This window comes from Pseudomonas sp. LBUM920 (assembly GCF_003852315.1).
GTDB lineage: Bacteria > Pseudomonadota > Gammaproteobacteria > Pseudomonadales > Pseudomonadaceae > Aquipseudomonas.
Genome location: NZ_CP027762.1, coordinates 5,123,407 through 5,150,025 on the forward strand (window position 1 = coordinate 5,123,407; position 26,619 = coordinate 5,150,025).

Below are 26,619 nucleotides of genomic sequence, written 5' to 3' on the forward strand. Positions count from 1 at the left end.
CGTGAAAGGACTCAACGTATTGCTCACCGGCGCCTGCGGCAGAATCGGCAAGGTGTTTTTCGAAGCCTCGAAAGACCGCTACCGCTTCACCCTTACTGACCGCATCGCACCGGACTTCGACCTGGGCGAGCACCGTTACATAAAAGCCGACCTCAGCGACAAAGCCAGCCTGGCCGGCCTGCTCAACGGCATCGACGTGATCGTGCACCTGTCAGGCATCCCCGACGCCAGCGCCGCGTTCGAGGACCTGCTGCCCAACAACATCCTCGCCACCACCTACCTGTTCGAAGCCGCCGTGGCCGCGGGCGTAACACGCCTGGTGTACGCCAGCAGCGCGCAAGCCATCGAGGGCTACCCGGTTGACCGGCAGATCACGCCCGGCATGCAGGTCATGCCCGGCAACCTCTACGGCGTGAGCAAATGCTACGGCGAGGCGCTGTGCAGCTACTACGCGGCAAAAACCGCGCTGTCGACCATTGCCCTGCGCATCGGCGCCTTCGAATCGCGCCAAGCCCCCGACCTGAACAACGCCCGCGACCTCAGCGCCTGGCTCAGCCCGCGTGACGCCGTGCAATTGCTGCAACGTTCGGTTGACGTCGAAGGGGTCAAACACCTGATCGCCCACGGCATTTCCAATAACCGCTTCAAGCGCCTGGACTTGAGCGAAACCACACGGGTGCTGGGCTATCAGCCGGTGGATGATGCATTCCAGACCTTCGAGATGCCCATCACCTACTGACCCCCTGCGCCATAAAACCTTCAAACCGGAAGGCTTGGCGCAATAAATCGGCAATTGCGTGCCGTGGCGCACGCAATTTCACAAGCGCCGGTTTACGTTAGCCCGCTAAGATTCCAGGTCACTGCCCCTGGAATCCGCCCATGTCGACACTCACCGCCTCAGCCACGGACGGCATTGACCCGATCCGTGCCGCCCACATCAGCGCGCGCATTGACCGCTTGCCCGCCGTCGCCACGCTCTGGCGCCTGGTGGCGTTGCTGTCGATCGGCGGTTTTTTCGAGCTGTATGACTTGTTCCAGACCGCCTATATCAGCCCCGGCCTGATCAGCGACGGGATTTTCCACACTGGCAGCGAGGGCGTGTTCGGGTTCTCCGACCAGGCCGCTTTCGCCTCGGCAACCTTCCTCGGCCTGTTCCTCGGCGCCAGCCTGCTCAGTCCCATTGCCGACCGCTTCGGGCGTCGGGCGATCTTCACCTTCGCGTTGATCTGGTACACCGTCGCGACGGTGTTGATGGGCATCCAGACCTCCGCCCTGGGCATCATCTGCATGCGCTTTCTGGTGGGCATTGGCCTGGGCATCGAACTGGTGACCATTGACGCCTACCTTTCGGAACTGGTGCCCAAGCGCATGCGCAGTTCGGCCTTTGCCTTTGCGTTTTTCATCCAGTTTTTGTCAGTGCCGGCGGTGGCGTTGATGTCATGGTGGCTGGTGCCCCAGGCGCCGTTCGGGGTGTCGGGCTGGCGCTGGGTGGTACTCAGCAGCGCAGTGTTTGCGCTGTTTATCTGGCAACTGCGCAAGCGTCTGCCGGAGTCACCGCGCTGGCTGGCGCAGAAAGGCCGTTTCGACCAGGCCGGTCAGATCATGGACAGCCTGGAAGCACGCTGCCAGAAAGACCACGGCAAAGCGCTGGATGAACCCGAACCCGAAGCGGTCAGCGTGCAGGGCAACGGCCGTTTTGCCGATATCTGGCAACCGCCTTACCGCCGCCGCGCGTTGATGCTGATTGTGTTTCATGTGTTCCAGGCCATCGGCTTTTTCGGCTTCGGCAATTGGCTGCCGGCGTTGCTCTCGGGCCAGGGCGTGAGCGTGACCCACAGCTTGCTGTACGCCTTTATCATCACCCTCGCCTACCCGCTGGGCCCGTTGCTGTTTGTGAAGGTGGCCAACCGCTTCGAAAACAAATGGCAGATCGTCGGCTCGGCCATGGGCGCGATGATCTTCGGCAGCCTGTTCGCCCTGCAAACCACGGCCGTGGGGCTGGTGATCTGCGGGGTGATGATCACCTTTTGCAACGCCTGGCTGAGCTTCAGTTATCACTCGTACCAAAGCGAACTGTTCCCCACCAATATCCGCGCGCGGGCGGTGGGCTTCTGCTATTCGTTCAGCCGTTTGTCCACGGTGTTCAGCAGCCTGTTGATCGGTTTTATCCTCGAACACCTGGGCACGCCGGGCGTGCTGGCGTTCATCGCCAGCAGCATGTTGATCGTGATGATCACCATCAGCTGGTTCGGGCCGCGCACGCGTAACCTGGCACTGGAAAATATTGCGCACTGACGGCAAGCCTTGGCCGCCGGCGGGCCAAAGGTTGCCGCGGCAGCGGTGTCATCCCCAATAAAACCGGGCACATCGCCCTCGGCATGCTATTTGCTCCACCTCAAACACCGAACACATCCTCAGGTGACCGATCATGCTGGTTAACAACAACGCCCAAGCGGTGTCGACCGTCCAACAGCTCAAGCGACCCGACATGGACCCGGCCAATGCCGCCGCCAGCACGCTGTACAGCGGTGCCCTGCAAGCGGCGCAGCAAAGCGTGACCGTGCCGGCCGCGCAGAAGGACCTGGACAAGGCCAACGACCGTATCGACGAAGCCTTTGCCAAGACCCGTGTGCAGTTGCAAGCCACCACGGCGGCAACGACCGCCACGACGGCCTCCACCACGACGGCAACAAGCACCGATGTGCCTGCCGCCGGCTCGACCACCAGCAGCGCGCGGGCCGACTTCACCGACTACATGAACAAATCCCCGGCCGAACGCATTCGCGAGCAGCTGCTCAAGGAGCAGGGTTTGACCGAAGCGCAGGTGCAGGCCATGCCGCAGGAAAAACAGGACGCGATTGCCAAGCAAGTGGCTGATCGTGTGAAGCAGCAGCAAGAACAGCAAGTAGCAGCGAAAGCCACGGACCCGGCGCAGTCGGTGAAAGAGACCCTGGCTGCGATTTAACCGACACGGCCAATCAAAATGTGGGAGTTGGCGTGCCTGCGATGCAGACACCCCGGTGTATCAGGTACACCCAGTTGATGCTATCGCGGGCAAGCCTGCTCCCACAGGGACTGTGCCTACTGCAGCTGCAGGGTCGAGTTGAACTGGCTGATCGCATCCACCACATGCCGTGACCCTTCCTGAATCTCCAGGATCACCTGCCCCGCTTCATTCGCCAGCTCCACCCCAAGCCCGGTGCGGCTCAGGCTCGACTGCATGCTCGAAACCGCGCTCAGCGACAGGTCGTGGTTCTTGCGCACCACATCCACAATCTCCACCGTCGCCTGGCTGGTACGCGCCGCAAGGCTGCGCACTTCGTCGGCCACCACCGCAAACCCGCGCCCATGCTCGCCGGCCCGCGCAGCTTCAATGGCCGCGTTGAGCGCGAGCATATTGGTCTGCTCGGCGATGCTGCGAATGGTCTGCACGATGGAACCGATGATGTCCGACTGCTTGCTCACCGCATCGATGCTCTGGGCCGCCTGGTTCAAGTCGTGGGAAATCTCTTCGATGATCTGCACGGTTTGCTGCACCACCTCCGAGCCCTTGCGTGCGCACGCGTCGTTTTGTACTGAGGTGGCGTGGGCCGAATCGGCGGCGGTACGCAGGGTGGTGACCTGATCGGTGATGTCACTGGCGAACTTCACCACTTTGTACAGGCGCCCATTGGCATCGAAGATCGGGTTGTAGGACGCCTCCAGAAACAGGGTTTTGCCGTATTTGTTTTTGCGTTCGAAGCGGTGGGAATGGTATTCGCCGCGGTTGAGCGAGGCCCAAAAGGCCTTGTACGCCGGGGATTCCACTTCACCGCGGTGGCAAAACATGCTGTGGTGCTGGCCAATGATTTCTTCGCGGGCATACTGCACGGTGCGCAAAAAGTTGTCGTTGGCATTGATGATCTGGCCTTGTGGCGTGAACTCGATCACGGCCATGGACCGGCTGATCGCATCGATCAGGCTTTGGTTCTCGTGTTCATGGTGGACCCGCGCAGAAATGTCCGACGCCACTTTGATCACGCTCTGCACCTGATTGCTGCTGTCCAGCACCGGCATGTAGCTGGCTTCGAGCCACACTTCCTCACCGCGCTTGTTCAGGCGCATGAACGTGCCACTGAGCGCTTCACCCCGCGCCAGGTCGCGCCACAGCTTGGCGTAGGTCTCGGTGTGGGTGTACGCCTCTTCGCAAAAGATGCGGTGATGTTTGCCGCGAATCTCCTCCACGCTGTAGCCCATGGTTTTACAGAAGTTGGGATTGGCGTCGAGGATCACGCCGTTGCGGTCGAACTCGATCATCGCCATGGAGCGGCTGATGGCAGCAAGCTTGGCGTTGGCTTCGGTGAGAGCACAGGAAAAACGTTCGATTTCTTGCAGGTCGGATTTGTGATGGCGGTTGAACATGGTCAGATCACCCTAGATTCCCGGCGCCTGAAACGGCGCATTCCATTCTTCAGTTGGCTATTGCTGGCACACCTTCATGGGGAAAAAACCATCCGAATCGCTTTACATGCCAAGCGTCATCAACGGTTCTGGGTGAGCATAGACAGGGCATGGCGCTATGCAAGGCCACTAGTCAGCCAGCATTTTTAACAATGCACCGGCCGCCGCCGAGGGTGGAAGGGTCTGCGAACCGACCAAGGCAAACTCACGGTACAACGGCACCGTCAGCGGCATCACGCGCAGGCCATTGCGCTGGGCGGGCAAGGCCATTTCCGGCACCAGCGTGACACCGACGCCCTCGCGCACCAGGCTGTAGGCGCTGCTCCATTCACGCACTTCCACGCGGATATCGTGCAGGCGCAGGCCGGCGTCGGCCGCCAGGCTGCGGGCATTCGCGGTACAGCCGCCGGTGGCCAGTACGAAGGGTTGTTCGAGTAAGGCTTCGAGCGCCACGCTGGCATCCTGCGGGCACTGCGCCAGTGGATGGTGGGCCGGCAGCACTGCCATCCACAGGTCGCGACCCAATACCGTGGCGTTGCGCTCGGGTTTGGGGTTGAGCACCACGCCCAAATCGATCAGGCCCGCGTCGAGCAAGGTGTGCACTTCGCTGTCAGTCACTTCCAGGGTGGTGACCTCGATACCCGGGTTCAACTGACGGAAACGCTGCAGCAACGGCGTGAGAAAAGTCGCCAACACTTTCGGAAAACTGGCGATGCGAATGTTCCCACGCAGCAGCGGGCGCGCTTCATCCACCGTGGTACGAATGGCCTGCAGCGCGTCCATCATCACCCGCGCCTGCGCGATCACGTCGAGCCCAAGCGCTGTGGGCAACGTCTTGCGCGGTTCACGGGTAAACAGTTGCGCGCCCAGCGTCGCCTCCATGGACGCCATGGCCTGGCTGGCGGCGGACTGCGTCATGCCCACCTGCTCGGCAGCCGCCGTGATGCTGCCGTGGTCGGCGACGGCCACCAGCAGGCGCCAGTGCATCAGGTTCATCATGGCAGTAGCTGTCCTTATGGATGGGGTCTGCAGGTTTAATTTTACGCACGGTGCCACGCCCGCGAGACTGGCGCAAACCCAACGGAGTCGCCTTTGATGAAACTGTATTTTTTCCCCAACGCCTGTTCGCTCGCCCCGCATATCGTGCTGCGTGAATTGGCGCTGCCGTTCGAGCTGGTGCAGGTGAACAACCAGGCTAAAACCTTCGGCAACGGCGAAGATTTCCTGCAGATCAACCCCAAGGGCTACGTGGCGGCGCTGCAACTGGACAACGGCGCTGTGCTGACCGAAGCCAGCGCCATCCTGCAATACCTGGCCGACCTCAAACCCGCCGCCGTGCTCGCCCCGGCCAATGGCAGTTGGCAGCGCGTGCGGTTGCAGGAATGGCTGAACTTTATCGCCAGCGAGATTCATGGCGGCTTGGCGATTTTCTTCAACCCGGCCATTCAAGGCGAAGTGCGGGCGATGTTTTTGGCCACGCTGTTCAAGCGCTTTGCGATTCTGGTGCAGACACTGGAGCGTCAGGATTACCTGCTGGGCGAGCAGTATTCGGTGGCGGACGCGTATTTGTTTGTGGTGCTGCGCTGGGCGGGTGTCCACGCTATTGATTTGCAACAGTGGCCGGCATTGGCGGCGTTTCAACTACGCGTAGGATCACGGTCCGCTGCTATCGCCGCATTGGCCGCCGAGGCCGCATGACCTGAAATGCAAATAAAAATGTGGGAGCGCGCTTGCTCGCGAATGCGGTGGGTCAGTCAGCACATGCATCAACTGATACACCGCAGTCGCGAGCAAGCCCGCTCCCACCGTTGATCTGCTTTGTTTCAAAGAAAGGGTGTCAAGCTGCCATCGGTGATGAACGCACTCAGCGCCAGTACATCCACCGAACCCGACCGGTCCTGATCCAGATGCGCCACTTGGCTGCGCACCGCATCATGGACCCGCCGCGTGCCCTGCCCCAATCGCGATACACCCCGCAGGTCTACCGCCTGCGCCGCGACGATCAGTTCAATGCTGGCCAACCACACCACCCGCTCGGTCAACCGGCGGGTCTTGTCGACCACCGCCAGCGCCTGCCCGGCGTAGTCTTCCACCCGATCGGCCACCGGCACGCTGACGGCGGGCAGCGGGTTGGCCAGGTGCCCGATCTCTGCGACCAGCGCCGCGCTGGTGCGCTGCAAGGCCGCCATGCCGACATGCCCCGGCTGCGTGATCAGAAAGCGCGGCAAATCACTGGACGCGGGCGACAGCAACTTGGCAATGCGCTCGGCGCTGCACGCGGCGACTCGACTCAGCGCCAGGCCCAAACCTTCAGCGGCGAGGGCCAGGTGCGTGCTGTCGAAATTGGCCGTGGCCAACACCAAAGATTCCTCGCTGATCAGCGCCGGATTATCCGCGCCGCTGCGCAGTTCCAACTCGATCAGTTCATGCAGTTGCTGTAACGCCTGTTGCGCAGCGCCTTGCACAACCGTGGCACAACGAAAGCTCAACGGATCTTGCAAGTGGCGCGGGCTGTACGCCAAATCGCCGCCTTCAAGCAGGTGCAACAACGCCGCCGACTGCTCGGTTTGCCCAGGCGCCGGGCGCAAGCGTGAGGCCCACGGCTGGAACGGGCTGAGGTTGGCCCGGTAGCCTTCACACGACAACGCCAGCGCCGCCAACACGGCCTGTAACACCTGCTGCGCCTCGGCCACCAGTAACGCCCCCAGCCCAACACTTGCCGCATTCGCCGACACCAGCGCCAGGCCATCCTTGCCGGTCAACGGCACCGTAAGCGCCAAGCTCAAGTGAGCCAACGGCGCCAGGTCACTCTCGCCCAGCGAGCCGAGCAACGGCACCTCGGGCTCGGCACCGGAATTAAGCAACGCCAACAGTGCCTCGGCCGCCGCCGGTGAAATACCCGAACGGCCCTGGGCCAACCCGGCCAAACGGGCGGCGGTGATTGCGCGTAATTCCTGGCGATTGGCCAGACGCCCCACGCCCACCGCTCGGCCCAGAGGAATAGTGGCCTGCAACGGTGCCACCGGCGTGTCCACCGCGGCACCGAGCCCGGTGGTCACGCCATAAATCGGCGTGCCTTCGGCCACCCGTTTCAGCAGCAGGCGGTGGCCTTCGTCGATCCGTTGGCGCGCTTGCGCGCTGAACTGCGCCGGTGTGTCGTGCCGGGCAATGGCGAGCAGATCTGCCAACGCCAAACCTTGGGGATCGAAGCTGATCATGCCCAGCGCAGCCGCTGGCCGATGCCCAATCGCTGGGCTTTTTCCAGCAGTGCATGGCCCAGGGCGATGTCGCTGAGGCTCAGGCCACGGTGCCAGAACAGAATGGTTTCTTCCGGGTTTTCGCGGCCGGTTTTCAAGCCGGCGACAATCTGCCCAAGCTCGGCGTGCAGGGTGTCGGCACTGAGCTTGCCGGCATCGACATGCGCGCGCAGTGCGCCAAACATCCCGCCTTTGCACTGGCCCCAATCGTCCACCACCAATTTGCTCATGATGTCGGTCAGCGACAATTGCACCGCACTCATGGTGCCGTAGGGCACAACGAAGGCGCCGGGTTTGATCCAGTCGGTGTGCAACAACGGCTCGGGCTGATCCAGGCGCGAGGCCTCGACCACGATGTCAGCGCCACGCACGGCCGACTCCCAGTCGTCGGTGACAATCACCGGCTTGCCCAAGTCCTGGCGCAGGCGGTGGGCGAAGGCTTCGCGGCTTTCGCTGCGGCGCGAATGCACACGGATTTCCTCGAAGTCGAACAGATGGTCCAGCAGGCGCACATTCCAATACGCGGTGCCGCGCGCGCCGATATGCGCCAGCACTTTGCTGTCGGGCCGGGCGAGGTATTTGGCGCCGATGGCGGTGACGGCGCCGGTGCGCATGTCGGTGATTGCCGAGGCGTCGAGGATGGCCTTGGGAATGCCGGTGGCCGGGTCCAGCAGGTTGAGGATCGCCAACTCCGACGGCAGGCCCTTGCGGTAGTTATCGACAAAGTCGCCCACCACTTTGACCCCGGCATAACCGATGTCGCCGCCGAGCACGCCGCGCAACACGTTGAAGTGGCCATTGATGCCGCCGCCAGGAATCAGGTGAGTGCGCGGCTCGATCACCGCCTCGCCACGGCCCTGAATCGCCAGGCTGGCTTGGATGGCGGTGAGGATTTCCTCGTTGGAAAGGTTGAGCGCGTCGATGTCCAGGCCGTTGAGAAAGTCGATGTAGATCGGTTGCATGGTCTGCTCACTGATGGGAGGTTTTAGAACTCGTTGTGCCTTGCGGGCTTGGTGTGCCGAGTGGGCTTCCTGTGGCAAGTGGGCTTGTTGTAGCAAGTGGGCTTCCTGTGGCGAGCGGGCTTCTCGTGGCGAGCGGGCTTGCCCCGCGTTGGGCTGCGAAGCGGCCCCATTTCAAACCTGCGCGCGTCCCCTGACACACTGCGGTGAGTGGTTTTGGGGCTGCTGCGCAGCCCAACGCGGGGCAAGCCCGCTCGCCACAACAAGCCTGCTCGCCATACCAAGCCCGCCCCCACACCAAGCCCGCTCACCACAGGAGCCTCGCTGGCCGCAGGATTCAAGGCGCCTTGAACACGATCTGCTGCACATCGACCTTCTTCGGGATCAGGCCGTTGGCAAAAAACAGGTCGGCAGTGCGTTGCTGGTTGGCGATGTCGACGGCTTCCAGCTGACGAATCGGCGCGGGCGAGCGGTGTTCGAAGTAGCTTTTAACCACCGCCGGTGGCAGGCCCAGGGTCTTGGCCATCAGCGCAATGCTTTGCTCACGTTGGTCCAGGGACAGGCGCTGGGCCTTGGCCAGGGTGTTGATAATCGTGCCGACCGCTTGCGGGTGCTGTTTGGCAAACGGGCTGCTGACCACAAAGAAACTGCCCGCCGGGTTGAGGCCTTGGCCATCGCCGAGCACGCGCGCGGAGCCGTCGACCACGGCCGCGGAGTAGTACGGGTCCCACACTACCCAGGCGTCGACCTTGCCTTGTTCAAACGCGGCACGGCCATCGGACGGCGACAGGTACACCACGTCTACATCCTTCCACTGCAAACCGGCGCGCAGCAGGCTCTTGAGGAACAGGTTGTGTGCGCTGGAACCCTTGAGCAGCGCCACGCGCTTGCCCTTGAGTTCGTCCACGTGCTGGATCGGGCTGGCTTTGGGCACCAACACCGCTTCGGTCTTGCCCTCATTCGGCTCGACGGCGAAGTACTGCAAATCAATCCCGGCGGCCTGGGCGAAGATCGGCGGGATGTCGCCGATGTTGCCGATGTCCAGGCTGCCGCCGTTCAGCGCCTCGATCAGCGGCGGGCCGCCAAGGAATTCGATCCATTGCACCTGGGTGCCGGGCAGCGCGTCTTCAAACAACTTGTGCTCGCGGGCCAGCACCATGCTCACCGAGCTTTTCTGGTAGCCGATGCGCAATGTGGAAGGTTCGGCGGCGAGCACATGGCTGGCCACCAGCGAAAGTACAACAACTGCGAGGGCTTTGAGCATCAGAGGGCTCCCTTGACCTTGGCCGCGACATCCGCCGGCACCCATTGCTGCCAGACGTTCGGCTGCGCTTTGAGGAACGCCAGCGCGACCTGGCGTGGCTGTTCACGTTTCTCGCTCATCTGCGCAAGGATGCCGTTGAGCAGGTCGATCGGCAGGTCGACTTTTTCAAAGAACGTGACCAGTTGCGGGTACTGCGCCTTGAACGGCGCCGACACGCCAATCGCCAGATGCGCCGGCATGGAACGGGTGCCGATGGGGTGCGGGTTGTTGGCGTCGGCCAGGGTTTTCCAGGCCTCGGCGTTGAACGGCGGTTCTTCCAGTTTGATCAGCTTGAAGCGGCCGAGCAGCGGGGTTGGCGACCAGTAGTAGAACAACACCGGTTTGCCGCGGCGGATCGACGACGCCACTTCGGCATCCAGCGCCGCGCCGGAGCCGGTACGGAAGTTGACGAAGGTGTCGGTCAGGCCGTACGCCTTGAGCTTCTGGCTGTTGACGATTTCCGAGGTCCAGCCGGTGGGGCTGTTGAGAAAGCGGCCTTTGCTGGGGTCTTCGGGGTCGCGGAACACGTCCTTGTAGCGCGACAGGTCGGCCACCGACTTAAGGTCCGGGGCCAGGGGTTTGATGCCGCGCTCGGCGTCACCCTTGATCACGTATTCCGGCACCCACCAGCCTTCGGTGGCGCCTTTGACCGTGTCGCCCAGGCCGAACACTTTGCCTTCGCCTTCAGCCTTGACCCACGCCGGACTGCGCCCGGCCCATTCTTCGCCGATCACTTGGATGTCGTCCTTGGCCAGCGCGGCCTCCAGGCTCACGGTGCTGCCGGGCAAGGTGTCGGTCGGCAGGCCATAGCCTTTCTCGACGATCAGGCGCAGCACTTCGGTGATCAGGCTGCCGCTTTCCCAGGTGATGTCACCGAAGTGAATCGGTTTGACGGCCTCGGCAGCGTGGGCCGGCTGGGCCAGGACGGTCAGTGCCAATAGCGAGCCACCGAGCAGGTTTTTTAGTGTTCTCATGAGTAGCCTCTTGGAGATTCGATTCACAACGCATTCACAGTGGGCATGGTCAATGTAGGAGCTGGCTTGCCTGCGAAGGCGGTGGTGGCTTCAACATCGCTATCGCGGGCAAGCCAGCTCCCACACTTGATCGGTGTGCTATTGCAGTGGGTTAAAAGTCATAACTGAGCCGCGTGTAGTAAAACGCCCCTTCCGGCGCGGTCGGTGACAGGTAGCTGTATTGCTGGCCCGGCGTCTGGCGCAGGCGGCTGTTGAAGTCGTCGGGTTTGCTGTCGAACAGGTTGTTCACGCCCACCGACACGCGCAGTTGCTTGGTGAACGCGTAGTTGACGTCGAGGTCGGTGCTCCATTGCGCACTGAAAACCTGGTCGTACTGCGCGTTGGTCTCGCTGGCCGCGTATTTGCGGTATTTGCCGTAGCGGGTTTGGTTGAGGGCGATGGTCCATTGGTTGAGCGTGTGCACCGCGCCGAACACCAGTTTGTCTTCGGGGTAGCCGTGTTCGATAAAGCCACGCGCTTCGCGGGTCAGCACTTCAAAGCCGTTGGGGTTTTCGTGGACTTTCTCGATGGTGGTGCGCGCCTTGGTGTAGCCGGCGGACAGGGCCAGGTTGCCGAACTGCGCGAGGTCCAGGTTGTACTTGCCGACGATGTCGACGCCGCGCGTGCGGGTGTCGGCAGCGTTGGTCATGAACTGCGCCCAAGAGTACTGGCCGTAGCCGGCATTGGTGAGGATCTGCTCGGCCAGTGGCCCGGAGATGCCGCCGCTGAACAGCAAGCGGTCGCGAATCGAGATTTGATAGGCGTCGATGGTCAGCGAGGCATTTTCTGCCGGTCGCAGCACCAGGCCCAACGAGTAGTTGGTCGATTTCTCAGGTTTGAGCGGTTGTGCGCCAAGGGCACGGGCCGCCGGGTTGTCGGCCGGCAGCATGCGCGTCAACACCGGGTTGCCGTTGGCGTCCAGGTTGGTGGTGGTGGTCCACGAGGTGCCGATCTGCCCCAGGCTCGGCGCGTGGTAAGCATTGTTGACCGTGGCGCGCACGCCCACTTGCGGGGTGAAGTCATAACGCGCCGAGAGCTTGCCGGTGGTGGCCGAGCCGAAGTCCGAGTAGTGCTCGGTGCGCCCGGCTACGCCGACTTGCAGCTTGTCGGTGACCTGGTTTTCGAGGCCGAAATACACGCCGCCCACGTCCCGTTTAAACGTGCCGGCGTCTTCCGGGGTCAGGCCCGAGGCTTGTACCGCGCCAACCTGTACGCCATCGATGCCGCCGTAGGAATAGGAATCGTAGTCGCCGGCTTCGAGGCGATATTGCTCATGCCGATACGCCACTCCGCCGGAGACAGTCAGCGGGTGGCTGGACCAGTTCACGTCCAGGTCCTTGGCGTAGTCCAGGGTGATGTTGGTCTGGTCGTTGACCAGCGTGGCGACGTTGAACTTGGTCGGGCTGTTGGCGCCGTAGCTCGGGTTGACCGTGTTGAAGGCCAGCTCGTCGTGCTCGTCGCGCCCGTAGGTGGCGCTCAGGTCGAAGCGGCCAATGCTGTCGTCTTCATAACGCGTGCCCACGGTGATGGCGCCGTCTTCGTAGCGATAGCGGTACTTGGGAATCGTGCCGCCGGGGTAGATCGAGGCAACGTTGTTCGGGCTGCTGGCCAACAGCGGCGGCGTGTTGTTCACCGAGGTGTCCTGGCCGAAGGTGGCGAAGCTGTAGACGCGCCATTGGTCGTTCAGGCCGATCTCGGCGTTGGCCGCCAGGTTGTATTTGTCACGCCCGGCGCCGCCCCAGCGTGGGTCTTGCACGTGACCGTCGGCGATGTACTTGTCGCCAATGTCGTCGGGCTTGTTGTTCAGCGTGTTGAAGCTCAGGGTCAGGAAGCCATCGCCCGGCAGGCCAATGCCGTACCAGCCGTCGGTGGTTTTGCTGAAGCCATCGCCCTGGGCGTATTTGCCCAGTTGCGTGTTGATGCCGCCCCCGCTGTCGCGCTCCTTGAGCACGATGTTGACCACCCCGGCCACCGCGTCGGAGCCGTACTGTGCCGACGCGCCATCACGCAGCACTTCGACGTGGTCGATGGCGCTGATGGGGATCATGTCCAGGTCCACCGGCTGGGCGCCAATGAACGGCACGCCGCCGGAAATATTCACCACCGCCGAGGTGTGCCGGCGCTTGCCGTTGATCAGCACCAAGGTCTGGTCAGGCGACAGGCCACGCAAGGAAGCGCCCTTGGGGTCTTGCCCGCGGGTGGCGCTGTTGTTCTGCGGAAAGTTGAACGACGGCAGCAGTTGGAACAGCGCTTGGTTAAGGCTGGTGGCGCCGGTTTGCTTGAGTTCTTCGGCGTTGATCACATCCACCGGCGCGCTGCTGGTCAGGGCGGTGGCATTGCTGCGCCGGGTGCCGATGGCGACCACGCGGTCGAGGGTCGGCGCCTGCGCGGCGCTGGTCTGCGCCTTGACGCTGCTGGTCGCGTTTTTGGCTGCGCCTTCCTTGATGATGAACGCACCGTCCGGGCTCACCTGCACTTGCAGGCCGGTGCCCTTGAGCGCGGCGTCTACCGCCTGGTGCGCTGACAGCGAACCGTCGACAGTGGCCGAGGAATAATTGCCCAGTTGTGGCGTGAAGGAAATCACCTGGCCGCTCTGGCGGCTGATGTTCAACAGCACTTCATCCAGCGGGCCGGGGGCGATGTGGTAGACCTGACGCGCCTCTTCGGCGCTGGCGGCAAATGACAGAAACAGGCTGGCCAACGGCACCAGGGCAAAGGTTCGAAGCGGCACACGGTTGAACTGATTCACTTTGGCTCCCCCCAAGGAAACTCGAGAACGCTGCTCCCCGCAGCGCTTACGGGAGTGATGTGGGATGGCGGGGGCAAAACTTGCAGATCGTTTGGTTATGTCGATAGAACCCACCCGCGAAGTGAAAACCCCACCCCTGTGGGAGCTGGCTTGCCTGCGATGCAGGCGACTGGGTCCATCAGCCACAACCAGGTGATGCCATCGCAGGCAAGCCAGCTCCCACATTGGCCGAGCAAGTCCGTCAGGCCGCATTGACGGTCACCCACAACCCGGTGCGGCGGGTGATGTGGATCGGCAAGGTGCGCGCCAGGGTGTCGAGGATTTGCTGCGGGTTGTCCAGCCGATAAAGGCCGCTGACGCGCAAGCCGGCGACTGACGGGTCCAGGCGCAACACGCCAGTGTGATAGGGCCGCAACGCGTCGATGACTTCGGCCAGCGGACGGTCACGCACTTGCAGGAAGCCGTCGATCCACGCCGTGGCGCCGGCCGAACTGACCTGCACCGGGCCGAAGCCGGCGCGGTCGAAATGCACTTCATGGCCGGCGGCGAGTTGCAGGCGTTCGCCGCTCTGACGATCGATTTCCAGCGCGCCATCGAGCGCCACGACCTGGCCCTGCCCTTGCCGCTCGCGCAACACAAAGCGATTGCCGCAGGCGCGCACCTGCGCCTGCTCGGTCTGAATCAGAAACGGGCGGTTGCGGTCGCTGGCGACCCTGGCCAGCAACTCGCCTTCGCGCAGGCGCACCAGGCGCCGCTGCGGGTCGAACTGGATATCCGCCGCGCTTTGCGCGTTGAGCAACAACTCGCTGCCATCGGCCAGGGTAACGGTGCGACGTTCACCGGTGCCGGTGCGGACGTCCGCAGTCAGGTCCGCTAACCCCATGGGTTTGCTCAACAGCGCAGCGCCCATGGCCACGCCTGCACCCGCCAATGCGACCTGCAAGACATGGCGGCGGCTGGAAGGCGCATCCAGCGCTTGCTGCAGAACCTTGCCGCTTACGCCCTGCGCTTGCGCAACCTGAAACACGCCAAGGCGCGTTTCCAGTTGCCGGCACAACGCGTCATGCCGCGGGTCGGCTGCGCGCCAGTGGTGATAGCGTTGCCAGTCCGCCGCCGTGGCCTCGCCCGAACGCAGCAGCACGTACCAGCGCGTGGCGCTGTCGATCAAGGCGTCGTTCATTCCAGGCACAGCCGCAGGCAACGGTTGAGCGCGCGGGCCATGTAGTCGCTGACCGAGCGTTGGGAAATCCCCAGTTCAGCGGCAATCTCGGGATACGTCAGGCCATTGAGTTGCGACAGCAGGAAGGTCGCCTTGACCTTGGCCGGCAAGCCGTCGAGCAACTGGTCGATGGCCTGCAAGGCTTCGAGCATGTGCGCCAGGTCTTCGGGAGACGGTGCGGTGCAGGTTTCGTCGTTGTCCAGGGCATCGAGATAAGCGCGCTCCAGATCCCGCCGGCGCCACAGCTGGTACATCAGGCGCTGGGCAATGGTGGTGAGCAAGGCGCGGGGCTGACGAATCGGCACCACGCCTGGCGAACTCAGCAGTTGGACGAAGGTGTCGGCGGCGATGTCTTCGGCGTGGGCACGCGAGTCGAGATGGCGGTGCAAACGGCTGCACAGCCAGTCGTAATGACTGCGGAACAATCCGCCCACGTAATCGCTGTGAGAAGTGTCGGCGCCGGACATAGTGGCTCCATCTGAGTAGGTTGCGCGTTATGTCCGGTGTTCCGGTGGAGCGATCCTAGCAAGGCGGCTTATTCTTTAATAATATTTAAAAGGTATTTTTATATAACCTTATTGAAGCTTCGCATAACCCGCGTTGACCGCCTGTTGCTGGTAATCCAACAGCACGCGGTAGTCGTCTTCGCGCGCGGGCAGCACTTGCTGGATACCCAGCGTGTCGACCACCTGCGGCAAATCCTGCAACGCCAGGTTCATTGCCTCGCGGATCTGCGCCACGTGCTCATCGCTCAGCCTAAGCGGCCCGATGTAAGGCAAGGTCGGGCTCGGCGCGCTGCGGGTGATGATGCGCAGCCCCGCCACTTCCTGCGGGGCGAAACGCGCCAGGTAGTCGTAGGTGACGCTGTCGATGGCGGCGAGGTCGGCAAGGTTTTCGCGCAGCCAGCGCAGGCTTTCACGGTGGGCGCCGCTGATGCCGACGCTGGCAAAGAAACGACCGCCGCGCTGCAACGGCGCGAGGCGTTCGCGCAGCAGGTTCATGCCGCTGTTGGAGTCATGGCCATTGATCACGCCACGGCTGAGGTAGAAGTCCGCCAGTGCGGTGCGCGGGTCGTCGTCGCGGGCCAGCAGCAGGCTGCAATGTTCGCCCTGGCTGCTGTGGGCCAACTCGTAGCGTGGGCGACCGATCACGCGCACCTGGCCGCGCAGTTGGGTCATCAGCGGATAGCCGCAGGTTTGCGTGACGAGCAGTTCGGGCGCCAGCCACAGGCCGTGCAGGTCGAGGTGGTCGGCGTTGCGGCGGCTCAGATTCAGACGCTCGACTATCCGCGCCAACCACTGCTGGTTGGCGCGCTGCACCGCTTCGGGGGCGACGTACATCAGCAGTTCGGCGTAGTGATCACTCATGGGCGTCTCTCAGGCAAAAGGGTGCCGGGGGCTGTCGATGGCCTTGAGGCCGTGGCGGCTGATCAATTGGCCGTAGCCCTGCACCACAAACCCGCCGCTGCGCGCCACCCATTGTTCGCGGCGGGCGTGGTAGACGGTGGGCAGCAAGTACCAGGGCAGTTTCGGCAAGTCATGGTGCACTAGGTGCAGGTTGTTGTTGAGGAACAGCCAGGTCCAGGGCCAGGCCGCTTCGTTGAGGACGGTGCGCTGTTCCGGCTGCAGGTGTGGACGGTGCTCATAGTAGGAACGGATCGACGCCAGCGACAAGGCCGGCACGCTGACCAGCAGCAGGTAGTGCCACACCGGCAGTGCGCTGCAGTGGGCAATGAAGCTCAGCATCAATAGGGTCACGGCGCCGTGGGCCAGCCACATCGGCCACACGTGGGGCAAGCGTTGAAACTCATGACGCGCCAGTCGGCCAATTGCCAACGGCGCCGCGAGCAGGAAACGGCCGAGCACGGTTTTGGTCAGCCAATGCACGCTGCGTTTGAACAACGAGCTGTTGTCCCATTGGGATTGGTTGAGGTAGCGGCTTTCCGGGTCGATGCCCGGCAGCGTCAGGTCTTCATCGTTGTGGTGCAACAAATGGCTTTCGCGGTACAGCGTATAGGGATACCACACGGCAAAAGGCGCATAGCCGAGCAGTTTGTTCACAAGAAGCGAGCGGGTGGGATGGCCGTGGAGCAATTCGTGCTGCACCGACAGCCACAGCGTCACCAACGGAATCAGCAGCAAGGTGCTCAGCCACAGGCCCAGCCATTGACTGGCGAGCATCACGGCGAACCAGCCGGTGTACACGCCGATCAGCAACAGCCAGGTCGGCCATTCGGTCCGGGCGGTAAAACGGTGCACCAGGGCTTCGATTTCCCGGCGCTGGGTCAGATCAAGGTAGTTGGCCATCGGCAGCTCAGAGCAGGTGTTTCCTGCTCTGTGCATTGAGGCTTGAAAATCTTGCAGACCGTTTGGTTCTAAGCTTGTAACTCAGTGACCGAACAGGCCTGTGTCGGACTTCTTGGCTTTCTTGTCGGCGCGTTTTTCATCGGCGGTTTTTGCCGGTTTCTTCTTCGCGGCTTTCTTTGAATCCATACCTTTGGCCATGATGCATGCTCAACTGAAGGGGATGTAACAGTGGGTATACCACCTATTGCCGGGCAGAAGGCGCTTATAATCCCCGACCCTTGATATTGCTCGCTTGAAGACCATGCCCGAACTGCACCTCGAACCGCTGGCAGCGCCGCTGTGGCCGCTGCTCAACAAGTTTTACCGTAGCCACGATTCGTCGATGAAAGCCATCAAAGGCGGGCGTTTATGGGTGGCGCGCGACAGCGAGATCGTGGCCGGGTTGTGCCTGAGCCCGGTGCTGGGTGGACAGTGGCTGACGGGGGTGTTTGTGGACCCCGCGTACCGCGGCAACGGGTTGGCGGCGCGGCTGATTCTGCAGGCAGTGGCCGAAGTGGAAGGCACAGTGTGGCTGCTGTGCCATCCGGATCTGGAAGGTCTGTACCGGCGCATGGGCTTCACTCAGGACACGGTGCTGCCACAATCGCTCAGCGAGCGGCTGGTACGCTACAAACGCAATAAACCAATGATCGCCATGGGGCTTATAACCAAGGGTGAGGTGCACCTCGGATAATGTGTGATCGCCCGGTAGAGGGCCCATGCTAGCCTCGACGGCACAGTGGCCCCTTACAGGATGATCATGAAAACCACGCTTGCAGCTCTGTCCCTCACCGCCCTCCTCGTTCCAACGCTCAGCCAGGCAGCCGACGCACCGATTACCGCCGCGCAGTACGCCAGCGTGCTTGCCGGCAGCTGGCGCGACCCGGCCAACAGCGCGCGCGATGTTTATCGCCATCCGCAGCAAACGTTGGAATTCTTCGGCCTGGGCGCCAAGCAGACGGTGATCGAAATCACCCCGGGCGGCGGCTGGTACAGCGAGGTCCTGGCGCCGTTGCTCAAGGACCATGGGCATTACGTCGCCGCCGTGCAGGCTGCGAGCAGCAGTGCTTACGCCGCGACGTCCGAACAGAACCTGAAAAAGAAATTCGCCGCCGACCCAGCGCGTTATGCCAAGGCCGAGGTTGTCGAATTCGATCCCAAGGCGCCGGTGTTCGGCAAGCCTGCGTCGGCCGATGCCGTACTGACCTTTCGCAATGTGCATAACTGGGTTGACGCGGGCACCGCGCCGGCCACCTTCAGCGCGTTCTACACGGTGCTCAAGCCCGGCGGGGTGCTGGGCGTGGAAGATCATCGCGCCAAGGATGGGGCGGATCTGGAAGCGATCAAGGACAGTGGTTACCTGACCACCGCGCAGGTGGTGAAGCTGGCAACGGACGCCGGGTTCAAGCTGGCGGGACAGAGTGAGGTGAATGCCAACCCGAAGGACACCAAGGATTACCCCGGTGGCGTATGGACCTTGCCGCCGGCATTGAAGTTGGGTGAGCAGGACAAGGCCAAGTATGTGGCGATTGGTGAGTCGGATCGGATGACGTTGCGGTTTGTGAAACCGGCCAAATAACCCGCTTTGCAATGCAATGCACATGTGGGAGCGGGCTTGCTCGCGAATGTGGAGTATCAGTCACAGGACAAGTCACTGATACACCGCTTTCGCGAGCAAGCCCGCTACCACATTTGGATCTCATTGGGCCTGAAAGCTATTCGTCAGCGTTCGGGTCCATGTCTGGAAACATCACTTCGATAAACCCGAACTTGCTGAAGTCGGTAATCCGCGAGGGGTACAACCGGCCGATCAGGTGATCGCATTCATGCTGCACCACGCGCGCATGGAAACCCTCGGCGATGCGCGTAATCGGCTCGCCTTTGGGGTCGAAACCCTCGTAGCGAATCTGCTGATAACGGTCTACCGCGCCACGCAGGCCGGGCACGGACAGGCAGCCTTCATAGCCCTCTTCCACCACCGGGCTGAGCGGTGTGATCAACGGGTTGATCAGGATGGTCTGCGGCACCGGCGGCGCATCCGGGTATCGCTCGCTGGCTTCGAAACCAAAGATCACCAGTTGCAGATCGACGCCGATCTGCGGTGCGGCCAGCCCAACGCCGCCGACGTGTTCCATGGTCTGGAACATGTCGTCAATCAACTGCCAAAGCTCGGGGCTGTCGAACATTTCCGGCGGTACCGGCGGTGCAATACGCAGCAGGCGCTCATCGCCCATTTTCAGGATTTCACGGATCATCGATCAGGCTCAATGGGTGTGGGCTTGGAGTGGTCCCGGCCTAGGCCTGAGACGTGCTGTTTTTCATCCGTGTCAGAAACTTCTTCGGCGGGTTCATCGAACTCCTTTTCTCCCGGGTCCTTGCCTTCAGCCGACATGTGTTCGATCACGGCATTCATCTCCGCGCCCAGCAACAGCACCGCGGCGGAAATATAGAAGTACAGAAGCAGGACGATGATCGCACCGATACTGCCATACATGGCGTTGTAGTCGGCGAAGGTTTTGACGTAATAGCCAAAGCCCAGGGAAGCAACGATCCACACCACTACGGCGAGCACCGAGCCGGGCGTGATGAAGCGGAATTTCTGCTCCACATCGGGCATCACGTAATACATGAGGGCCACGGCGAACATCAGCAGAATCACGATCAGCGGCCAGCGCAGGATGGTCCACAAAGTCACCACAAATTCCTGCATGCCGATCTGTCCGGCGAGCCACTCCATCACCTGCGGGCCAAGCACCATCAAGGCGGCTGCAGCGAGCAGCATGCCGGCGATGCCGACGGTGTAGAACACCGAGAGCGGGAAGCGCTTCCAGATCGGACGGCCTTCGACCACGTCGTAGGCAGCGTTCATCGCGCTCATCATCAGCCGTACACCGGCGGAGGCGGTCCACAGGGCGATCACGATACCAACGGAGAGCAAGCCACCTTTGGACTGCTGCAACTGGTCGATCACCGGGTTGACCTGCTCCAGCGCCTGGGGCGGCAGCACCAGTTCCGATTGCATGCGCAGCCAGGTGAAGAAGTCCGGCAGGTGCAGGAAACCAATCAGGGCGATAAGGAACAGCAGGAAGGGAAACAATGAGAACAGCATCTGGTAGGCCAGTGCCGAGGCATAGGTGGGCATTTCGTCATCGACGAATTCCTTGACGGTGCGCACCAGCACCTTATGCAGGGGTAAACCTTGTAATACCGGAAAAATCATAGCGTCTCCTTTCGCCGCAAAAGGGTGAGGTCGTGGGCGACTCAGGGGCCGTTTTCTACATCAAAAGTAGCCTACTTGGCGACTTTGAAACAATTACCAGATTTTAGTTGCAGCATCTGACATAAAAACGGCCATCCGTGGATGGCCGTCGGGCTGCACGCATACAGCCAACGATTCAGACTTACTTGGTGGCTTTTTTTACCGCGTCTTTGGTATCGCCCACCGCTTTCTGCACTTCGCCTTTCTTTTCCTGAACCACGCCTTCGGCGCGCAGCTTGTCGTTGCCAGTCACTTTGCCAACACCTTGCTTGACGTTGCCGACGGCTTCGTTAGCCAAACCTTTTGCCTTATCCGATGTGCTGCTCATGGTATTTCTCCTGGAACAATCGAGGTTTTTGGTCATTACGTAGAGATTGACCCGAGGCTGTTCGGCAGAGTTTCAATTATTTTTCGACGGGCATTTCATCGCCGCTTGCAGGTTTGGCTTTATGTTTTGCAGCCAACCCACGAGAATGCCCCGCACATTCAGGCTATAACGCTGAATAACAGATCCCGTAGGAAGGTTATGAAACTCAATAAAGCACAGGCTATCGCCCGCAGAAACCAGGAACTGGGCGGTGCCGTACTCGGCCTCAACAACTGCCACTTCACCGACCTGGACCGCAAACGCAACATCTGGTGGTTCGACCTGCCGGTGGGCCGTATTGCCGTGGGCCAGTACGAGTGGATTCACTTGTTGATGCACAACGCCGAGTCCGACCAGTTGCTGCACCTGAAGGTGCCGACAGCATTTTTGCGTGAAAAACTTGAAGGGCTGGTAGTGCGCAATGCAGGCAAGCGCAGCCCGGAGATCACGCTGGAGCTGAGCGCGGACAAGGATTCGTTCCTCACCGATGTGCGCCCGGCAGGTGCGGGTGTGAGCTTCGCGCAGTTTGCGGTGTAAAAACGCAGATCAAACATGTGGCAGCGGGCTTGCTCGCGAACACGGTGTGTCAGTCGCCGGATGTGTTACTGACCCGCCACTTTCGCGAGCAAGCCCGCTCCCGCATCTGGATTGCATTCCAATCCAGGCATAAAAAAACCCCGCAATTGCGGGGTTTTTTATTGGGTTACTTTTTCAGGCCCAGCTTCTTCAGTTCTTCATCACGCAATTCACGTCGCAGGATTTTGCCCACGTTGGTGGTCGGCAACGCATCACGGAACTCAACGGCCTTGGGTACCTTGTAGCCGGTGACGTTGGCGCGCATGTGCTCCATCACCTGATCTTTGGTCAGGGTGGCACCGGGCTTGACCACGATGAAGATCTTGATGTGCTCCCCGGACTTTTCATCCGGCACGCCGATGGCCGCGCACTGCAGCACGCCGGGCAGGGTTGCCAGCACGTCTTCCAATTCGTTGGGATAGACGTTGAAGCCGGAGACCAGAATCATGTCTTTCTTGCGGTCGACGATGCGCATGTAGCCGTCAGGCTGGATGATCGCGATGTCACCGGTCTTCAACCAGCCTTCGCCGTCGAGGATTTCGGCGGTGGCATCTTCGCGCTGCCAGTAGCCCTTCATCACTTGCGGGCCCTTGACGCACAGTTCGCCGATTTCACCGAGGGCCAGCTCGACGCCGTCATCGGTGATGACTTTGCACACAGTCGAAGGCACCGGAATGCCGATGGTGCCGATCTGGATGTTCTGGATCGGATTGACCGTGGCCACCGGGCTGGTTTCGGTCATGCCGTAGCCTTCGCAGATGTTGCAACCGGTCACGTCTTTCCAACGCTCGGCCGCGGCCAGTTGCAGGGCCATGCCGCCGGAAAGGGTGACTTTCAGCGCAGAGAAGTCCAGCTTGCGAAAGCCTTCGTTGTTGCACAGCGCCACGAACAACGTGTTGAGGCCGACAAAGCCGCTGAACTTCCACTTCGACAGTTCCTTGACCATCGCCGGCAAGTCGCGCGGGTTGCTGATCAGGATGTTGTGGTTGCCGATCAGCATCATCGCCATGCAATGAAAGGTGAAGGCATAGATGTGGTACAGCGGCAGCGGCGTGATCAGGATTTCGCAACCTTCGTTGAGGTTGGAGCCCATCAGCGCCTTGCATTGCAGCATGTTGGCGACCAGGTTGCGGTGGGTGAGCATCGCGCCCTTGGCCACGCCGGTGGTGCCGCCGGTGTATTGCAGCACGGCAACATCGCTGCTGGCCGGGCTGGCATCATTGACCGCCTGGCCGTGCCCCTTGGCCAGCACGTCGTTGAACTTGATCGCCTTGGGCAAGTGATAGGCCGGGACCATTTTCTTCACGTACTTGATGACGCTGTTGATCAGCAGGCGCTTGAACGGCGACAACAGGTCGGCGACTTCAGTGACGATCACGTGTTTGACGGCGGTCTTGGGCACGACTTTTTCAGCCAGGTGCGCCATGTTCGCCAGGCAGACCAGGGCCTTGGCCCCGGAGTCATTAAATTGGTGTTCCATTTCCCGCGCGGTATACAGCGGGTTGGTGTTGACCACGATCAGGCCGGCACGGATGGCGCCGAACACGGCAACCGGGTATTGCAGGACGTTGGGCAGTTGCACGGCGATGCGATCGCCAGGCTTCAAGTCGGTATGTTGTTGCAGGTAAGCGGCGAAAGCACCGGACAATTCGTACAGTTCACCGTAGGTGATTGTTTTGCCCAGGTTGCTGAAAGCCGGCTTGTCGGCGAAGCGCTGGCAGGACTGCTTCAGTACCGCCTGAATATTTGGATACTCGTCTGGATTGATGTCTGCAGCAATCCCGGCGGGGTACTTATCCTTCCAAAAGTCTTCGTTCATGGAAGCCCACTCCTCAGCGACGCGAATTCATCATCGCATTTGATGCGATTATTATTGGTGTATGTTTTTTTAAGGTGAGTCTGGCGCTTTCAAGCAGGCCGAGAAGTCACAAAGCGCGCCGAGAGTAGCAGCTTTGCCAAGGGCCGCCTAGAGCCAAAAGGGGCCCCTACGGTCATAAACATGACTGTCCTACAATATTTGGTCACACTTTAAGCAGCGATCAAATATCCCAGCAAAAGGCTCTGGAATAGGGTTTTCAGGGCAATAAAGAATCTATGTGTAAGGGGGCTTGCCCCCGACAGCGGTGTTTAAGCCAACACATCTGCTGACTGATACACCGCCATCGGGGGCAAGCCCCCTCCCACATTTTGAGTGGCTTTCAATCATGGTCAGGCGATGTCGCGAAGCTCCCTGCGCAAAATTTTGCCCACCGGCGTCATCGGCAGCGAGTCGCGCAACACAATATGCTTGGGTACTTTGTACCCGGTGAAATTGGTCTTGCAGTACGCCTTCAGCTCTTCAAGGCTCACGCCTTGGGTACGCGCCACCACAAACAGCTTCACCGCCTCCCCGGTGCGGTCATCCGGCACGCCGATGACCGCGCAGTTGGCCACCGCCGGGTGGGCCATCACCACGTCTTCGATCTCGTTGGGGTAAACGTTGAAGCCCGAAACGATGATCAGGTCTTTCTTGCGATCAACAATGCTTACGAAGCCATCGTTGTCGATCACCGCAATGTCACCCGTCTTGAGCCAACCGTCGGCGTCCAGCGCCTCGGCGGTAGCGGCCGGCTGCTGCCAGTACCCCTTCATCACCTGCGGGCCCTTGATGCACAGTTCGCCGCGCTCACCCAATGGCAGCTCGTGCCCGTCATCGTCGATCACCTTCATCGCCGTACCCGGCACCGGAATCCCCACTGTGCCCAGGCGCGATTGGCTGCCGTACGGGTTGGTGCTGGCCACGGGTGAGGTTTCAGTCAGGCCGTAGCCTTCGCCGATGGAACACCCGGTCACCGCCTTCCAGCGCTCGGCCGTGGCCTTGATCAGGGCGGTGCCGCCGGAGTTGGTGATCTTGAGGTGGGAGAAATCCAGGGTCTTGAAGTCGGGGTGGTCCATCAGTGCCACAAACAGGGTGTTGAGCCCCAGCAGGCAGGAGAACCGCCACTTTTTCAGCTCCTTGATGAACCCGCCGATGTCGCGCGGGTTGGTGATCAGCACGTTGTGGTTGCCGGTCACCATCATGCACATGCAGTTCGCCGTGAAGGCATAGATGTGGTACAGCGGCAGCGGCGCGATCATCACCTCCTGCCCTTCCTTTACCAGCGGCTGGCCATCGTCGGTGACCTGGGACATGCACGCCCGGGCCTGCTGCATATTCGCCACCAGGTTGCCGTGGGTGAGCATCGCGCCCTTGGCCAGGCCAGTGGTGCCGCCGGTGTATTGCAGCACGGCGATGTCGTCCAGCGTGACCGGATGCCGGGTCAACCCCTGCCCCGCGCCCATGCGCAATGCGCGTTTGAACGACACCGCCCGTGGCAGGTGGTAGGCCGGGACCATTTTCTTGACTTTGTCGACCACGGTATTGATCAACCAGCCCTTGGCGGCGGGCATGAAGTCGCCCATTTTGGCTTCGATCAGGTAGTCGATCTCGGTGTCGGCGCACACCTCCTGCACCCTCGCACCGAACAGGTTGAGGTACACCAGCGCACGCACGCCGGCATCCTTGAACTGGTGACGCATCTCGCGCGGGGTGTACAACGGGTTGGTGTTGACCACGATCAGCCCGGCACGCAGTGCGCCGAATACGGCAATCGGGTAATGCAGCACGTTGGGCAACTGCACCGCGATACGCTCGCCCGGCTTGAGGTCGGTGTGTTGCTGCAGGTAACCGGCGAACGCAGCACTCTGGCGCTCAAGCTCGGCGTAGGTCAGGGTGATGCCCATGTTGCTGAACGCCGGACGGTCGGCAAAGGCCTTGCAGGAACGTTCGAAGACTTCGATCACCGACTTGTACGTGGTGAGGTCGATGTCATTGGGAACGCCCGCGGCGCGTTTGTCATTCCAGAAATCAGGTTGCATTATTCTTGTCCTCTTACCTGAGTGTGTCCGACCGCTGCAGCGATAAAAACGTGCTGCTATAAAAAGCGGAGCTTTGGGGACGTTAGCAGCTATGGCCAAACAGGCAAATACAGGAAAGAGCGTCATTAATTGCGTGAATCTTCCTACAAGGGCCTGCACTGATCAGACGCAAGCCCGAGGATGAGCTATACACTGCAACGACCCTGAGCAAAGGAAGCGCCATGAACCACTGCACCTTCTGGCTGACCGCGAATGACCGCAGCCGCCTGTACGTCAATCAATGGCTGCCGGAAGGCGAGACCCGGGCAGTCGTCATGCTGTCCCACGGCATGGCCGAGCACAGTGGTCGATATGCACGCCTGGCCCAAGCCCTGTGCGGTGCCGGTTACGGTCTGTATGCGCTGGACCAGCGCGGTCATGGCCGCACCGCCGATGAAGGCACGCTGGGGTTGTACGCCGAAAAGGACGGCTGGAACAAAGTAGTGGGCGACCTGGCCAGCCTCAACCAGCACATCGGCCAGCAGAAGCCGGGGCTGCCCATTATCCTGCTGGGCCACAGCATGGGCAGCTACATCGCCCAGGCCTACCTGCTGCACCACAGCGCCAGCCTGACTGGCGCGATTCTCAGCGGGTCGAATTTCCAACCGATTGCGCTGTACCGCGCGGCGGCGGTGATTGCTCGTATCGAACGGGCACGCCAGGGCTTGCGCGGGCGCAGTGCGTTGATCGAGTTCCTGTCGTTCGGCTCGTTCAATAAAGCCTTCAAGCCCAACCGAACGGCGTTTGATTGGCTCAGTCGCGACCCGGTCGAGGTCGACCAGTACATCACCGACCCGCTGTGCGGTTTTCGCTGCACCAACCAGTTGTGGATCGACCTGCTGGGCGGCTTGCAGCAAATCAGCAAAGCGTCCAATCTCGCGCAGATCGACCCGGGCCTGCCGATCCTGGTGATGGGCGGCGAATGTGATCCGGTGAGTGAAGGCAAGCGTCTCAAAAGCCTGGCCTATGCGTTGCGTGAGGCCGGCTGCCAGCACCTGCAATTGAATATCTACCCGCAGGCGCGTCATGAAGTGTTCAATGAAACCAACCGTGATGAAGTCACAGCGGATGTACTGGCGTGGTTGCAACAGGCTCTGACCTTGCGCAGGCCGACTCGCTGCGAATAAATTTTCGTTTAAAATCAAACGCTTAAAATCATACTGTTTAATTACCGATTAGCCACAGGATGCACCCCG

General features: G+C 61.3%; 24 protein-coding genes and 1 pseudogene. 8 read left to right on the plus strand and 17 right to left on the minus strand.

The window, feature by feature from the left end; genetic code table 11:
• Position 1: 1 nt before the first annotated feature.
• The 3 genes from C4J83_RS23685 (at position 2) to C4J83_RS23695 (ending at position 2,965) form a co-directional block, all read left to right on the plus strand.
• Positions 2 to 739, plus strand: a complete 738-nt coding sequence (locus tag C4J83_RS23685; RefSeq protein WP_106578472.1) for an NAD-dependent epimerase/dehydratase family protein — start codon at positions 2 to 4, stop codon at positions 737 to 739.
• Between the two features lie 140 nt (positions 740 to 879).
• The gene (locus tag C4J83_RS23690; RefSeq protein WP_119741516.1) at positions 880 to 2,295 is read left to right on the plus strand and encodes an MFS transporter; all 1,416 of its coding nucleotides are present in this window, start codon (positions 880 to 882) and stop codon (positions 2,293 to 2,295) included.
• A 133-nt stretch (positions 2,296 to 2,428) separates the two neighbouring features.
• Positions 2,429 to 2,965: a hypothetical protein gene (locus tag C4J83_RS23695; RefSeq protein ID WP_119741514.1), complete on the plus strand. Its 537-nt coding sequence runs from the start codon at positions 2,429 to 2,431 to the stop codon at positions 2,963 to 2,965.
• A gap of 116 nt (positions 2,966 to 3,081) precedes the next feature.
• Here C4J83_RS23695 and C4J83_RS31175 read toward each other — a convergent pair whose 3' ends face one another.
• From C4J83_RS31175 to C4J83_RS23705, 3 genes and pseudogenes are all read right to left on the minus strand, one after another.
• Positions 3,082 to 3,654 (minus strand): methyl-accepting chemotaxis protein, encoded by a 573-nt coding sequence (locus C4J83_RS31175; RefSeq protein ID WP_372239338.1) that lies wholly within the window; start codon positions 3,652 to 3,654, stop codon positions 3,082 to 3,084.
• 18 nt (positions 3,655 to 3,672) lie between these two features.
• Positions 3,673 to 4,401, minus strand: a pseudogene (locus C4J83_RS31180) (PAS domain-containing protein); the annotation flags it as partial.
• A 168-nt stretch (positions 4,402 to 4,569) separates the two neighbouring features.
• Positions 4,570 to 5,439 carry a LysR family transcriptional regulator gene (locus C4J83_RS23705; protein ID WP_124418322.1) on the minus strand — a complete coding sequence of 290 codons (870 nt, stop codon included), beginning with the start codon at positions 5,437 to 5,439 and terminating at the stop codon, positions 4,570 to 4,572.
• A 96-nt stretch (positions 5,440 to 5,535) separates the two neighbouring features.
• On the opposite strand from C4J83_RS23705, the gene gstA reads away from it, so the two are divergent.
• Positions 5,536 to 6,138 (plus strand): glutathione transferase GstA, encoded by a 603-nt coding sequence (gene gstA, locus C4J83_RS23710; protein ID WP_124418323.1) that lies wholly within the window; start codon positions 5,536 to 5,538, stop codon positions 6,136 to 6,138.
• Positions 6,139 to 6,263: 125 nt separating this feature from the next.
• Here gstA and C4J83_RS23720 read toward each other — a convergent pair whose 3' ends face one another.
• The 9 genes from C4J83_RS23720 to C4J83_RS23760 all read right to left on the minus strand — a co-directional run bounded on the left by C4J83_RS23720 (position 6,264) and on the right by C4J83_RS23760 (position 17,246).
• Complete coding sequence (locus C4J83_RS23720) at positions 6,264 to 7,658, minus strand: aromatic amino acid lyase (protein ID WP_124418324.1); 1,395 nt, start codon at positions 7,656 to 7,658, stop codon at positions 6,264 to 6,266.
• Positions 7,655 to 8,659 carry an ornithine cyclodeaminase family protein gene (locus tag C4J83_RS23725; RefSeq protein WP_124418325.1) on the minus strand — a complete coding sequence of 335 codons (1,005 nt, stop codon included), beginning with the start codon at positions 8,657 to 8,659 and terminating at the stop codon, positions 7,655 to 7,657. Before C4J83_RS23725 ends, C4J83_RS23720 begins: the two co-directional genes overlap by 4 nt.
• A 334-nt stretch (positions 8,660 to 8,993) precedes the next feature.
• Positions 8,994 to 9,920 carry an aliphatic sulfonate ABC transporter substrate-binding protein gene (locus C4J83_RS23730; RefSeq protein WP_124418326.1) on the minus strand — a complete coding sequence of 309 codons (927 nt, stop codon included), beginning with the start codon at positions 9,918 to 9,920 and terminating at the stop codon, positions 8,994 to 8,996.
• Positions 9,920 to 10,933 carry an ABC transporter substrate-binding protein gene (locus C4J83_RS23735; RefSeq protein WP_124418327.1) on the minus strand — a complete coding sequence of 338 codons (1,014 nt, stop codon included), beginning with the start codon at positions 10,931 to 10,933 and terminating at the stop codon, positions 9,920 to 9,922. The genes C4J83_RS23730 and C4J83_RS23735 overlap by 1 nt, the downstream gene beginning before the upstream one ends.
• Before the next feature lie 151 nt (positions 10,934 to 11,084).
• Positions 11,085 to 13,721 carry a TonB-dependent receptor plug domain-containing protein gene (locus C4J83_RS23740; protein WP_124418328.1) on the minus strand — a complete coding sequence of 879 codons (2,637 nt, stop codon included), beginning with the start codon at positions 13,719 to 13,721 and terminating at the stop codon, positions 11,085 to 11,087.
• Between the two features lie 241 nt (positions 13,722 to 13,962).
• Positions 13,963 to 14,901 (minus strand): FecR domain-containing protein, encoded by a 939-nt coding sequence (locus C4J83_RS23745; RefSeq protein WP_124418329.1) that lies wholly within the window; start codon positions 14,899 to 14,901, stop codon positions 13,963 to 13,965.
• Positions 14,898 to 15,407, minus strand: coding sequence for a sigma-70 family RNA polymerase sigma factor (locus C4J83_RS23750; protein ID WP_106578459.1), 510 nt, complete (start codon positions 15,405 to 15,407; stop codon positions 14,898 to 14,900). Before C4J83_RS23750 ends, C4J83_RS23745 begins: the two co-directional genes overlap by 4 nt.
• Before the next feature lie 108 nt (positions 15,408 to 15,515).
• Positions 15,516 to 16,307, minus strand: coding sequence for a phosphate/phosphite/phosphonate ABC transporter substrate-binding protein (locus C4J83_RS23755; protein ID WP_124418330.1), 792 nt, complete (start codon positions 16,305 to 16,307; stop codon positions 15,516 to 15,518).
• 9 nt (positions 16,308 to 16,316) lie between these two features.
• A complete protein-coding gene (locus C4J83_RS23760; RefSeq protein WP_106578457.1) occupies positions 16,317 to 17,246 on the minus strand; it encodes a fatty acid desaturase in 930 nt (309 codons plus the stop codon).
• Positions 17,247 to 17,547: 301 nt separating this feature from the next.
• Here C4J83_RS23760 and C4J83_RS23765 point away from each other — a divergent pair, with 301 nt between their 5' ends.
• Together C4J83_RS23765 and C4J83_RS23770 are read left to right on the plus strand one after the other, a co-directional pair.
• Positions 17,548 to 17,979 (plus strand): GNAT family N-acetyltransferase, encoded by a 432-nt coding sequence (locus C4J83_RS23765; protein WP_106578456.1) that lies wholly within the window; start codon positions 17,548 to 17,550, stop codon positions 17,977 to 17,979.
• A 66-nt stretch (positions 17,980 to 18,045) separates the two neighbouring features.
• Positions 18,046 to 18,864 carry a class I SAM-dependent methyltransferase gene (locus C4J83_RS23770; RefSeq protein ID WP_124418331.1) on the plus strand — a complete coding sequence of 273 codons (819 nt, stop codon included), beginning with the start codon at positions 18,046 to 18,048 and terminating at the stop codon, positions 18,862 to 18,864.
• A gap of 136 nt (positions 18,865 to 19,000) precedes the next feature.
• Here the strand turns inward: C4J83_RS23770 and def are convergent, their stop codons facing one another.
• The 3 genes from def to C4J83_RS23785 all read right to left on the minus strand — a co-directional run bounded on the left by def (position 19,001) and on the right by C4J83_RS23785 (position 20,872).
• Positions 19,001 to 19,540: a peptide deformylase gene (gene def / locus C4J83_RS23775; RefSeq protein WP_106578454.1), complete on the minus strand. Its 540-nt coding sequence runs from the start codon at positions 19,538 to 19,540 to the stop codon at positions 19,001 to 19,003.
• Positions 19,537 to 20,505, minus strand: coding sequence for a YihY/virulence factor BrkB family protein (locus C4J83_RS23780; protein WP_119741488.1), 969 nt, complete (start codon positions 20,503 to 20,505; stop codon positions 19,537 to 19,539). The genes def and C4J83_RS23780 overlap by 4 nt, the downstream gene beginning before the upstream one ends.
• Before the next feature lie 181 nt (positions 20,506 to 20,686).
• Positions 20,687 to 20,872, minus strand: coding sequence for a CsbD family protein (locus C4J83_RS23785; RefSeq protein ID WP_076015848.1), 186 nt, complete (start codon positions 20,870 to 20,872; stop codon positions 20,687 to 20,689).
• Between the two features lie 198 nt (positions 20,873 to 21,070).
• On the opposite strand from C4J83_RS23785, the gene C4J83_RS23790 reads away from it, so the two are divergent.
• A complete protein-coding gene (locus C4J83_RS23790; RefSeq protein WP_106578452.1) occupies positions 21,071 to 21,448 on the plus strand; it encodes a hypothetical protein in 378 nt (125 codons plus the stop codon).
• A 166-nt stretch (positions 21,449 to 21,614) separates the two neighbouring features.
• On the opposite strand, the gene fadD1 is transcribed toward C4J83_RS23790, so the two are convergent.
• Positions 21,615 to 23,306: a long-chain-fatty-acid--CoA ligase FadD1 gene (gene fadD1 / locus C4J83_RS23795; RefSeq protein WP_124418332.1), complete on the minus strand. Its 1,692-nt coding sequence runs from the start codon at positions 23,304 to 23,306 to the stop codon at positions 21,615 to 21,617.
• A gap of 389 nt (positions 23,307 to 23,695) precedes the next feature.
• Positions 23,696 to 25,384, minus strand: coding sequence for a long-chain-fatty-acid--CoA ligase FadD2 (fadD2, locus tag C4J83_RS23800; RefSeq protein WP_124418333.1), 1,689 nt, complete (start codon positions 25,382 to 25,384; stop codon positions 23,696 to 23,698).
• Positions 25,385 to 25,605: 221 nt separating this feature from the next.
• Between fadD2 and C4J83_RS23805 the strand changes: the two genes are divergently transcribed.
• Complete coding sequence (locus C4J83_RS23805; RefSeq protein WP_124418334.1) at positions 25,606 to 26,550, plus strand: alpha/beta hydrolase; 945 nt, start codon at positions 25,606 to 25,608, stop codon at positions 26,548 to 26,550.
• Positions 26,551 to 26,619: the final 69 nt, after the last annotated feature.